Origin of the sequence: Nannocystis exedens, assembly GCF_002343915.1 — a bacterium.
In the GTDB taxonomy this organism is placed as follows: Bacteria; Myxococcota_A; Polyangia; order Nannocystales; family Nannocystaceae; genus Nannocystis; species Nannocystis exedens.
Genome location: NZ_NETK01000001.1, coordinates 2,194,248 through 2,206,154, shown reverse-complemented (window position 1 = coordinate 2,206,154; position 11,907 = coordinate 2,194,248). Strand labels below are relative to the sequence as shown.

At 73.5% G+C, this 11,907-nt stretch carries 7 protein-coding genes; 1 reads left to right on the top strand and 6 read right to left on the bottom strand.

Annotation, left to right across the window (positions count from 1 at the left end):
• Positions 1 to 4: 4 nt before the first annotated feature.
• The 4 genes from NAEX_RS08600 to NAEX_RS08585 all read right to left on the bottom strand — a co-directional run bounded on the left by NAEX_RS08600 (position 5) and on the right by NAEX_RS08585 (position 3,269).
• Positions 5 to 691 carry a glutathione S-transferase family protein gene (locus NAEX_RS08600; protein ID WP_096327033.1) on the bottom strand — a complete coding sequence of 229 codons (687 nt, stop codon included), beginning with the start codon at positions 689 to 691 and terminating at the stop codon, positions 5 to 7.
• 495 nt (positions 692 to 1,186) lie between these two features.
• The gene (locus NAEX_RS08595; protein ID WP_096327032.1) at positions 1,187 to 1,483 is read right to left on the bottom strand and encodes a hypothetical protein; all 297 of its coding nucleotides are present in this window, start codon (positions 1,481 to 1,483) and stop codon (positions 1,187 to 1,189) included.
• Complete coding sequence (locus NAEX_RS08590) at positions 1,480 to 2,631, bottom strand: serine hydrolase domain-containing protein (RefSeq protein WP_096327031.1); 1,152 nt, start codon at positions 2,629 to 2,631, stop codon at positions 1,480 to 1,482. The genes NAEX_RS08595 and NAEX_RS08590 overlap by 4 nt, the downstream gene beginning before the upstream one ends.
• Positions 2,631 to 3,269 (bottom strand): hypothetical protein, encoded by a 639-nt coding sequence (locus NAEX_RS08585; RefSeq protein WP_096327030.1) that lies wholly within the window; start codon positions 3,267 to 3,269, stop codon positions 2,631 to 2,633. Before NAEX_RS08585 ends, NAEX_RS08590 begins: the two co-directional genes overlap by 1 nt.
• A gap of 468 nt (positions 3,270 to 3,737) precedes the next feature.
• On the opposite strand from NAEX_RS08585, the gene NAEX_RS08580 reads away from it, so the two are divergent.
• Positions 3,738 to 5,681, top strand: coding sequence for an IgGFc-binding protein (locus NAEX_RS08580; protein WP_143141233.1), 1,944 nt, complete (start codon positions 3,738 to 3,740; stop codon positions 5,679 to 5,681).
• 106 nt (positions 5,682 to 5,787) lie between these two features.
• Here the strand turns inward: NAEX_RS08580 and NAEX_RS49845 are convergent, their stop codons facing one another.
• Together NAEX_RS49845 and NAEX_RS08570 are read right to left on the bottom strand one after the other, a co-directional pair.
• Positions 5,788 to 9,720, bottom strand: a complete 3,933-nt coding sequence (locus NAEX_RS49845) for a serine/threonine-protein kinase (protein ID WP_096327028.1) — start codon at positions 9,718 to 9,720, stop codon at positions 5,788 to 5,790.
• Positions 9,721 to 9,864: 144 nt separating this feature from the next.
• On the bottom strand, positions 9,865 to 11,760 hold the full coding sequence (locus NAEX_RS08570) for an FG-GAP-like repeat-containing protein (RefSeq protein WP_170135566.1): 1,896 nt from the start codon (positions 11,758 to 11,760) through the stop codon (positions 9,865 to 9,867).
• Positions 11,761 to 11,907: the final 147 nt, after the last annotated feature.

Here is an 11,907-nt window from a genome sequence, read left to right as displayed (position 1 = left end):
TGACTCAGGCGCGCTCGTCGGGCTGCAGGAGCATGGCGAGGCGACTGCCGACGAGGCCGTCGCGCATCTCGCCGAGCAAGGTCTGCACCACCGGGTCGCGCCCCACGCGGTCGAGGTAGGCGGCGATGCGCGGGTGCTCGGCGCTCGGGTCGTTCTTCCCGTGGAAGCGGGCGAGGCGGTTCTGGAAGGTCAGGAAGGGGATCAGCGCGCAGTCGGCGGTGGTGATCGTGTCGCCGACGGCGAACGGCTCGTCGGTCATGAAGTGCGACAGGTGGCGCAGGCCCTCGTGGATCTTCGCGAGCGTGGCGTCGACGACGGCCTCGTCGCGCGACGGGGCGAACAGCTGGCCGATCAGGCCGGACCAGCCGGGGGCCATCACGTACTGCTCGAAGATCCGCGCGAGCAGGCGGCCGCGAGCGGCGTCCTGCGGGCGAGCAGGACGCAGGCCGGCCTGCGGGAAGGCGTCGGCGAGGTACTCGACGATCGTGTCGGACTCGGGCAGCGCGCTGCCGTCGTCGAGGATCAAGGTCGGGACCTTGCCGATCGGGTTGAGCGCCAGGTAGTCGGGCGACTTCTGGCCGTTCGGCAGCCACATGCCGGCCGGGGCGATCTCGACGGGCAACGACTTGGCGTGGATCGCAAGCCGCACGCGCGAGGCGAACGGCGACAGGTTGGTGTTGAGGAGCTTCATGACGACGGGGCGACGATACCGCCCCACCGTCGATGTGCGCAAGCGCGCTTTCGTGGTCGGCGGCGACAGGCGCGTCTTCGCGTGTTTCAGGCGGATTCGAACGCAGGCCTCACCGAGGCTCGCGCCGATGCTGCGATCTGGCAGAGGAGAGGGCGCGGCCACCAGGCTCGCGTGGAAGCGCTGCAGTTCACACAGGGGGCGGAACGAGCTGCCGCCGATCCGTCGACCTGCTGGCCGTGGCGCGCTCGTGGCCGAGCGCCTCGATGCGCCGCGAATGGCAGGTATCGAGGAAGGCGCCCCTCGCGTCGGCAGGGGGAGGTCGACTGCGCCGTGGTCGCAAGCCCATCGGCTCGCCCCACCCGACGCGACCGCTTCGTCGCCGGGCTCCGCGCGTATCGGCAGCGGCGGACGAGCCCGTGCGGCGAATCATCACACTTGCCCGCGGTGCGGGGCCGGCGGGCCGCCGCGAGCGGACTGCGAGCATTCGATTCGCGGTCAGTCGTGGACGCAGCCGTGGCGGCCGTCGAAGCGGGCGTCGGCGGCCCAGAAGCCGAGCGCGACCGCGTGGACCCGCTTGTGCTCGCGGTCGATCGTGGCCTTGGCGACGTCCGGGGAGACGCGGGTCCAGGCGGCGCACTCCTGCTCGGACAGCTCCATCACGAACAGGCAGGAGCACATCTCCTTGGCCTTCTGGCGGACGGCGAGCTCGGTGTCGTTGTTGTCGTAGGCCTCGGCGTTGCAGGCGGCGAGGGCGAGGGCGAACAGGGCGAACAGGGCGCGGGGGCGGGTCACGGCGAGTCCTCCGCGGCGAGGGCGAGGGCGAGTTCGAGGTAGCGGTTCTGGTCGAACACCCCCGATTCGCGGTCGTCGGCGGTGCGCACGAGGACGAGGTCGGCGGAGGGGATGACGAAGATCGTCTGTCCCCAGTGGCCGAGCCCGGCGAAGGTGTCGGGGGGCGCGGCGGGCCACCGGCTGTCGTGCGCGAGCTCGGGGACCGGCAGGTTGAGCCACCAGTGGCGTCCCGGCACGGCGTCGCCGTCGCGCAGGAAATGTTCGTAGGACTCGCCCTTCTGAAACGACGGGTTCGGCTGCGTGCTGGCGGCGACCCAGCCCTCGGGGACGAGCTGCTCGCCGTTCCAGCAGCCGTCGCGCAGAAACAGGTAGCCGAAGCGGGCCAGGTCGCGCGGGGTCGCGTAGACGTAGGACGAGCCGACGTAGGTGCCGGCCTGGTCGCGCTCGAACATCGCGCTCGTCATGCCGATCGGCTCGAAGATGAATTCCCACGGGTAGTCGTCGGCGAGGTCGGGGCCGAGGGCACCCGCGAGCACCGCCGACAGCAGCACCGAGTCGCCGGAGCTGTAGCGATAGATCCGGCCGGGGGTCTCGGCGAGGCCCTGCGCGGCCACGAATGCGGCCATGTCGCCGGAGCCGACGCCGTACAGCATGGCGATCACCGACGACAAGTAATAGGCCTCGTCCTCGTAGCCCTCGTTCCAGTCGATCCCCGAGCCCCAGTCGAGCAGGTCGCCGACGGTGACGTCGCACAGCTCGGCGCCGGCGTCGTAATGATCGCAGATCGAGTCGTCGACGGTGAGCGCGCCGCGGCCGACGCCGACGCCGACCATCGCGTTGAGGAAGCTCTTGGACACCGACCAGGCGAGGTGGCGGTTGTGCTGCGCGTAGCCGCGGGCGTAGCGCTCGTAGATGATGCGGCCGCGGTGGACCATGACCACGCCGTCGGTGCGGATCCCCTCGCGGTCCTCGTCGCGGCCGGTGCGCGTGAACAGGTATTCGTCGGTCGCCTCGACGGTCGGTCCGCTCGCGCGCGCCTCGGGCCAGTCGGGCGCGGGCCAGGTGACGCCGGCCGGACAGGCCGCGACGGCCTCGCGGGCGGCGAGGAGGGACGCGACGGTGCACCAGGACAGGACCAGCCGCTGCATCAGAACTTGAACTCCAGGACAGGTACGATCACGGTGGTCGCGGTGCTCGCAGTCGTGGCGCGCGGCCGGCGGGTCAGCTCGGCGGTCATCGTCGCCAGTCCGCTGTTGAGGAACGCCTCGCCGAGCACGATCGCGGTCGCGTGGCCGAGGTTGCGAAAGTCGGCGCCGCCGACGACCGCGCCGATGAAGATCCCGAGGTGCGAGACCTGGTTGACGAGGAAGCCCGGCCAGAAGCGATCCCGGCCCGGGGCGATCGAGCGCCCGACCGCCCACTGCACGGTGTAGTTGAGGATCGGGGGCACGAAGGCGCCGAGCACGAGGGCGCCGATCGCCGGGCCGAGGCCGTGGCCGGTCTCGCCGACGCGCGTGGCGACGAAGTAGGTCGCCGGCTGGATGAGGATCGTGCTGAACACGCCCGCGCTGAAGTGCGAGAACACGAAGTTGCCGTCGGTCGGGCCGCGCTCGCGGCGACGTCGCTCGCGGCGGGTCGGCGCGGGGACGGAGGCCGGCTCGGAGGCGGGCGGGGCGGCGGCGGCGGTGACCGGCGGTTGGGACGTCGTCCCCGGCTCGCGCAGCTCGCCGGCGCACGCGCCGAGCGCGAGGCAGACGGCGAGGAGAGTGGGACGATGCCCCTGCATGCGGGCGAGGGTACCGCAGGCGGTGGCGCGCCAGAAGGACCGGCAGAACGCGACGCGCGGTGGTTCGCGCCGTGGTTCGCCGCCGGGGTCGCCCCGACGACCTCGCGCCGGGCCTGTTCGCGGTGGTGAGCGTGCCGGCGTCGACCTCGTCGTGGCCGCGCGGATCCGGTCGACCGGGTGATGCATCGAATCGACGTCGGCTCGCTGCGCGCGACGGTGGGCGACGGGAGCGCGACCGGACGCCGCCTCGCAGATACCTGCGGCGCGGAGTTCGAGCATGCCGCTGCGCTCAAGCCAGCAGCGCGCGCCGCCGGTGGTGGCCACCTGCGCGAGGTCGTCGAACGGGAGCGGATACCCGCGCCCGAGCCTGGGGGGTTACTCGGCCTGTCGTCGGGCGTGCTCGTTCGAGCGCAGTACGCATTCGCATGGGATGGAAGTCGCAGGTCGGGTCGTGTTACCGACGCCGACATGCTCCGCCCTGGAATGCGCCACCTCTGCGCCACCGCCCTGCTCACCTCCCTCGCCGGCTGCGGCGACGACGGCTCCGGCGTCGTCTCTGCCACCGTCGGCGTCAGCACGACCACGAGCACCAGCCAGGGTTCGAGCGGGAGCGACACGGAAGATCCGACCACCTCGACCTCGTCGCCGACCACCGGCACCTCCGCCAATTCGGCCACCAGCGACTCGAGCGGCACGACGACCTCGACGACCAGCCCGGTCACCGGCAGCACCACCGACGTGCCCGGCACCTCGACCGGCACCACCGATCCGGGCGAGACCTCGAGCGGCACCACAGAGCCCGGCGACACCACCGACGACACCACGACCACCGGCACCACCGGCCCCCAGCCGTGCGCCGAGGACACGCTGCAGTGCAACGGCAACGTCGCGCAGGTCTGCGACGGCATGGGCGGCTTCAAGTCGGAGACGCCGTGCCCCGAGCTGTGTATCGAGCCGCTCGGCTGCGTCGCCTGCGACCCCGGCGCCACCAAGTGCGAGGGCAACCAGGTCATGGTCTGCAACGACCAGGGCGACGGCTTCGTCGCCGGCGACAGCTGCGACCCGCTGCTCGGCCTGGCGTGCGACGCCAACTTCGGCCAGTGCGTCGGCGCCTGCGCCAACCTCGGCACCTCGTACATCGGCTGCGAGTACTACCCCGTCGTCACCCAGCAGCTCGACGTCTACGTCGGTCCTGCCAACCCCTACGCGGTCGCGGTCGCCAACACCACCGCCAACGCGGCGACCGTCACCGTCCACCGCGGCGCCAACCAGGTCGCGCAGCAGGTGGTCGCCGCCAACAGCGTCGCCGTGATCACGCTGCCGTGGGTCACGCAGCTGACCGGCGGGACAGGTCCGACGGTGAAGGTCACCGACGGCGCCTACCGCCTGCGCTCGACCCAGCCGGTCACCGTCTACCAGTTCAACCCGCTCAACGCCGACGTCACCAACGACGCCTCGCTGCTGCTGCCGGTCAACACCTGGACCGGCAACTACCTCGCCGCCGCCTGGACCCACTGGAGCCCGTACCCGGGCTTCCTCTCGATCACCGCGCACCAGGACGGCACCGTCGTCAACGTCAAGGCGCCGAAGAACGGCGTGCCGACCCAGGCCGGCGGCGGCGTCGACGCCCAGGGCAACGGCAACAACATCACGCTCGACGACGGCGACGTCCTGCAGATCACCTCGGCCAGCGGCGGCGACCCGACCGGCACGATCATCACCGCCAACAAGCCGGTCCAGGTGGTCGGCGGGCACGACTGCACCCAGGTCCCGATCGGCACGGTCGCCTGCGATCACCTCGAGGAGTCGATGTTCCCGATCGAGGCGCTGGCCAAGAAGTACATCGTCGCGCCGCCGGTGCAGGTCCCCAACAACGCGCTCGAGAAGGCCGTCATCGTCCGCGTGGTCGCCAGCGAGGACAACACCACCCTGACCTTCACGCCCGACCAGCCGGTCAACAAGGTCCTGGCCAAGGCCGGCGACTTCGTCGAGCTGGCCCAGAGCACCAACAAGTACGTGGTCGAGGCCGACAAGAAGATCCTCGTCACCGAGTACATGGTCGGCCAGGGCGCGGGCTACGGCACCTCGGACCCGGCGATGCTGATGGCGGTGCCGAGCGAGCAGTTCCGCTCGAGCTACCTGTTCTACGCCCAGACCGGCTGGCAGGCCAACTTCGTCGACATCATCGCGCCCAACAACTCGATGGTCCAGGTCGACGGCGCCGCGGTCAACAACTTCACCGCCATCGGCGCCAGCGGCTACTCGCTCGCCCACGTCAAGCTCAGCAACGCCGGCAACGGCAGCCACACCGTCACGTCCAACAACAAGGTCGGCATCAGCGTGTACGGCGTGATCGACTACGGCAGCTACTGGTACCCGGGCGGCCTCGACCTCGACGTCATCCCGCAGTGACTCTCTCGCCCCGATGGACCTGCTCCTTGGGGCATGTCCCTCGGGTCATGGATGACATCGCCGGCGACGGCGGCCGTCGCCGCGCGCGAGCTCGAGGCCGGCCCGCTCAGGCCGGGCCCCACGCGGCGGCGAGCTCGCGGGCGCGGACGCAGTAGGGGTTGCGGGACAGGTAGCGCTGCTGCCACGAGGGGTCGGTGATGTCGGCGGCGCGCAGCTCGATCTGGCGCAGCGTCTCGCGCAGCTCGGCGTCGGCGCGATCGGTCTGCGCGGCGGCGCGGAAGGCCTCGCTGGCGGCGACGCGGAACTCGACCTCGGCGTGGCCGGCGCCGCCGAGGCTGGGGATCGCGGCGAGGACCTGCTCGGCGACCGCGGCGGCCTCGGCCGCGCGCCCGAGCGCGAGCAGGGCGCGGACGTGCACCGACGCCGTGTGCAGCAGCCACAGCGGCATGTCCGGAAAGACCGCCATGGCCGCGCGCGCGTGGGCCTCGGCGCGGTCCGGCTGGCCGCGCAGCAGCGAGACGCGGGCCACGATCCCCTGGGCCAGGACGCGGAAGTACAGGATGCCGCCGGTGTGCGCGAGCATCGGCGCGACCAGCTCCTCGGCCTCTTCCCACGCGCTCGCGGCCGGGAACTCGCAGAGGACCCGCGCCAGCCGGTTGCGCCACAGCGCCACCGTCACGACGTCCTGGCTCTGCGTCATCGCCGGCGCGAGCGCCCGCAGGCGGTCGCGGGCCCCCTCCGCGTCGCCGAGCTCGAGCCAGCCCCACTCGCGCGAGCCGAGCAGGCTGAGCTCCAGCCGGCTGTCGCCCGCCTCGCGGCACAGGTCGGCGCCGGCGCCCCACGCCGCGAGCATGGTCCACGGGCGGGGCTGGCGGAAGTAGGCCATGCCGCCGCGGACGTCGAGCAGGTAGCGGCGGCTGGCCGGGTGTCTGGGTTCGGCCAGCCGCACGCTGGCCTCGAGCCGCTGCAGCAGCGCCGCGAGCAGCTCCGCGGGCGCGGCGGCGCCGAGCAGCGACGACGTGACGGTGGCGACGGCCTCGACGTAGGCCGCCTGGGCCTCCTCGTCGGGCTCGGTCGCCAGCAAGCGGGCCACGAGCTCGCCGACGTGGGCCTCGTCGGCGCGGCCCATCGCCGCGAGGATCGCCGGGAGGATCGCGCGGCAATAGCCGCGGCTGCCGGGTGCGAGCCCGGCCATCGCCTGCTCCGCGGTCTCGGCCAGGCCCTCGTGGCGGTCGAGCCAGAAGGCCGCGTAGCTGCCGACGCTGCACAGCTGCCCGCGCAGCTCGCCGTCGGGGGCGCAGCCGAGGCCGCGGTCGACGTGGCGCAGCGCGCCGACGTGGTCGCCGCGGTCGATGCAGCTCTCGGCGGCGCGCACGTAGGAGCTCGCGGCGCGCTCCCGGTCGCCGCCGCGCTCCCAGTGCTCGGCGACCACCGCCGCGTCGTGCTCGCCGGCGGCGCCGAGGAACTCCGCCGCGAGCCGGTGGCCGGTCGTCAGGTCCTCCGCCGTCAGCAGCCCGTAGGCGGCGTCGCGCACGAGCGCGTGGCGGAACGCGAACTCCTGCTCGTCGGCGAGGCGACTGACCGGCGCCGGCTGGATCAGCTCGGCGTCGACCAGCGCGGACAGCCAGTCCGCGACCTCGTCGGACGCGCCGGGCAGCCCGAGGACGGCGCCGACGCCCCCGCGCCAGAACCGCTCGCCGAACACCGCCGCCGCCCGCACCGCCCGCCGCGCCCCGGCCCCGAGGCGCCCGATCCGGGCCTGCAGCATCGCCAGCACCGTCTGCGGCTGCTCGTCGGACTTGCCGGCGGCGATCGAGCGGATCAGCTCCTCGAGGTACAGCGCGTTGCCGGCCGATCGCTCGACCGCGCGGGCGATCACCTCCGCGGCGACACCCGGCCCGAGCGCGTGCTGGATCAGCCGCTCGCAGGCGCGCTTGCTCAGCCCCTTGAGCGGGACCCGCTGCAGCGCGCGCGCTGGCCACAGCCGCGGGAACGCGTCGTCGACCTCGGGCCGGGCGAACGCGAGGACCAGCAGCGGCAGCTCCTGCAGGTCGCGCAGCGCCTCGTCGAGCGCCGCCACCGTCGCGCCGTCGCTCCACTGCAGGTCGTCGAGCACGAGGACCACCGGAGCCTGGTGGCACTCGGCGGCGAGCCAGTCGAGGAAGGCCCGGCTCAGGCAGCCGCGCATGATCTTCGGCTCTTGCCGGGCCGCTCGCAGCATCGGCAGGCCGTCGTCCGCGAACGGCACGCCGCACATCTCGCCCAGGAACCGCACGACGCGCTCGCGCTCGCCGGCGGGCACGTGCGCGCCGAGCCGGGCGTGGAGCCGCTGCTGCTGCTCGGCGAGCGGCCTGTTCCCGCCGAGGTCGCAGTGCCGGCGGAGCGCGTCGACCAGCAGCCCGTGGGGCGCGCCGGTGCGCATCGGGTCGCCGCGCCCGAGCAGGAGCGTGACCGGCTGATCGCGCTGCTCGACGCGGCGCACGAACTCGTGGCGCAGGCGCGACTTGCCGACCCCCGGCGGCGCCACGAACAGCACCGCGCGCGCCTGGGCGTCGTCCTCGACGCCGGCGAGCTGCGCCTCGAGGGCGGCCAGCTCGGGCTCGCGGCCGACGCACGGCGTCGGCCGGCCGAGCAGGGGGCGCCCGGCGTCGACCGCCCGCTCCTCGGCGAGCAGCAGCGCGCCGTCCGGGCGCGGCGTCTGGCTGAACCGTCCGGCGAGCAGGTCGGCGCTCAGCGCGTCGAGCAGGACCCCCGGCCCGGTGTCGGCGGACGGCGCCTCGGCGCGCTGCAGCGAGCGTGCGGCTCGCTCGACGACCTCGCCGACGGCGGTGCGGCCGTCGAGCGCGCCGTGGCCGGTCGCCATCGCCACCGTCGCCGCCGGCCACCGCTCCCGGATCAGCAGGGCCGCGCGGGCGGCCCGGGCGGCCTGGTCGGTGGCGCTCTCGGTCGGCGGCGCCATCACCACGAGCGCGCCGTCGCCGAGGAAGTCGGCCGTGACGCCGAGGCCGTGGAGCGTGTGCAGCAGCGCCGCGCGCTCGTCCTCCGCCGCCGACAGCGCCTCCGGCAGCAAGGTGGCCCCGCGGCCGTGGTCCTCGGTCGTCTCGCTGCGCCGGGGCGCCGCGAGCACGACGCTGAACAGGTTCTGCTCGCGCTGCGCGAAGGCGGTGACCGGGCGCGTGACGAGGGTGGCCCCGAGGACAGGTTCGTCCAGCTCGCCGAGCGCCGCCAGCTCGGCGCGCAGGGCCGCGGCGTCGGGCAGGCGCTGCGCCGGCTCCTTGGCGAGCAATCGGTCGACGAGCCGGACCAGCGGCGCGGGCAGGCCGGGCCGCCGCTCGGCCAGCGGCGCGGGGGCCTCGAACAGGATCCGCACCAGCACCGCGGCGAGGTGGTCGGCGGCGAACGGCGAGTGGCCGGTCAGGCACTCGTAGAAGATGCACCCCAGCGAGAACAGGTCGGCGGCCGGCGTCAGGTCGCGCGCCCCGCGGGCCTGCTCCGGCGCCATGTACTCCGGCGTCCCGATCACGCGCCCCGTCGCCGTCAGCACGTGCGACGCCGACAGGCGCCGCGCGATCCCGAAGTCGAGCAGCGTGGCGAGGGCGAGCTCCCCGCCGAGCAGGAACACGTTGCTCGGCTTGAGGTCGCGGTGGACCACGCCGCTCCCGTGCGCGCACGCGAGGGCGTCGGCGAGCCGGTCGACGAGGGCGACGCAGTCGGGCAGCGGCAGCCGGCCGCGGGCCAGGCGGGAGCTCAGGTCCTCGCCCTCCAGCCACTCCATCGCCAAAAATCGCTGGCCCTCCGGCGTCCGGCCGTGATCGACGTAGCGGACGATGCCGGGGTGACGCAGCTCCGCCAGCAGCCGGGACTCGCGGCCGAACCGCGCCGCGTCGTCCGGCCCGCCCGTCTGCAGCAGCTTGAGCGCGACGTATTCGCCGCTGGCGCGGTCGCGGGCGCGGTACACCACGCCCATGCCGCCGCTGCCGGCCAGGCGGTCGATCTCGAAGCGATTGGCGAATAGCGTTCCGGCGCCGAGCTCGGGCATCTTCGACCTGTCGGGCGCGGACGCGGCCCTGAGCGCCGCAGTCTACAGCACCTCGCGCCGGCCGCCGAGCCGGGACCGCGCCGTCGTCGCATTCGTGCGATGGCCGGCGCGTCCGAGGTCGAGCCATCGGCGGCGGCCGCTGACTCAGCGGCGACGGCGGCGGAGCAGGGCCACCGCCGTGAGCAGGGCGAGCCAGCCGGGGCGGGGGTCGCCGTCGCTGGCGCAGCCGCAGCCGCTGCCGTCGGTCATGCTCGAGCCGGTGGCGCCGCCCGACGATTCGTCGCCGCCGCTGCTCGCGTCCGACGTGCCGGCGCTCGCGGTGGCGTCGGTGGTCGGCGCCTCGCCGGTGGTCGGGTCCTCGCCGGTGGTCGGGCGCTCGCCGGTGGTCCCGGGCGCCGCGGTGGTGCTGTCATTGCCGGTCGCCGCCGTGGTGTCGCCATTCGTGGTGTCGCCGTCGGTGGTGTCGCCGTCGGTGGTGTCGCCGTCGGTGGTCGTGCCCGGGTCCTCGCCGGCCTGATACGATTGGTCGGCGGCGCAGGCGGTGTTGCCATTGTCGTCCTCTGCACATACCCGGAACACGACGGCGCCGCGCGCGGGCGGGAGGACGACGCGGAACAGGTCGCCGCCCATGAATGCGGCGTCGATCATGGTGGCGGCGCCGTCGGGGTCGATCACCGCGTACGCGCGAGCGAGCCGCGGCCCCTCGTCGGTGACGGTGCGGTCGCTGACGGCGAAGCGGACCACCGGCGCGGCGTCGACGTCGACCGGGCCGGCGACCTCCTCGACGGCGAGCAGCTTCGGCGGCTGCGAATCGACGGGATCGTCGGCCTCGGCCAGGTAGACCTCGTCGGAGCTGCTGCACTCGCCCTGCCCGGTGACGAGGTCGAGGCGGCCGTCGTCGTCGAGGTCGCCGAATTCGGCCCACAGGCTGCAATCGGTCGGGCCGGGGAACACGCCGGGCGTGTTGACGAAATTGCCGGTGCCGTCGTTGACCAGGTAGCGCTCGGGGCTGGACAGCGAGACGACGACCGCGTCGAAGTCGCCGTCGTCGTCGATGTCGGCGCACACGACCCCGTTGTCGTCGCTGCCGGCGTTGTTGCCGGTCACGCGCGCGGCGGTCTCGTCGGTGAAGCCGCCGGCGCCGTCGTTGATCAGGAGCTGCTCGTTGTAGCCGCCGCCGATGTTGTCGACCCACACGTCGAGGTCGCCGTCGCCGTCGACGTCGCAGACGCCGGGGTTGTAGTGATAGCCGCTGTTGCCGGCCGGCGGGAAGTCGGCGGCGGTGAACTGACCGGTGCCGTCGTTCTTCCACAGGTTGGCGCCGCCGTTCGCGTGGGGATTGACGAGCAGGTCGAGGTCGAAGTCGCGGTCGACGTCGAGGAGGTCGAAGTCGTCGACGTCGACGCCCTGGAGCTGGGCCGGGACCGCGTCCGCGACCTCCTCGAAGTTGCCGCTGCCGTCGTTGCGGTAGAGCCGGGCGAACCGGGCCGCGCCGCCGCCCTGCGAGTAGCCGTCGCCGGCGAGGATGTCGAGGTCGCCGTCGCCGTCGACGTCGCCCATCCGCGCCGCGGCGCCCTGCGGGAACGAGCCGGCCGGCAGGCGCTCGGCGGCCTCGTCGGTGAACACGCCCGCGCCGTCGTTGATGAACAGGACGTGCGGCGCGCCGGCGCCGTCGGGCGCGTAGAGGTCGAGGTCGCCGTCGCCGTCGACGTCGCCGACGGCGACCTGGCGGACGTTGCCGACGTAGTCGCCGACGGCGGCGGCGGACTCGTTGCTGAACTCGGCCATGCCGTTGTTGAGGTAGACGACCAGCGGCTGCGGCTTGTCGGCGCCGGCGAAGAAGTCGGCGTAGTTGGCGAGCAGGATGTCGAGGTCGCCGTCGCCGTCGAGGTCGGTGACGCGCAGATGATTGGTCCAGCAGCCCTGGCCCTGGCAGGCCTGCGGATCGAGGGCGTCGGGGACGAGCTGGTAGGCCGACGCCGGGGCGGTCGAGAGCAGGAGCGCGAGGGTCGCGCTAATCGCGAGGGTATGGCGAGTCAAGGGTATGGCCTCCGGTGGTGTCGCCGGCGCGGCTGCAGTCGAATCATCGGCCGACCGGCGGTGCGCGGCGAACATCGGCGCGCGCGGGCATCATAAAGCCCATGGCATGATGGCGCGAGCGCTGCGCGTTCCGCGGGTATGTGGTCG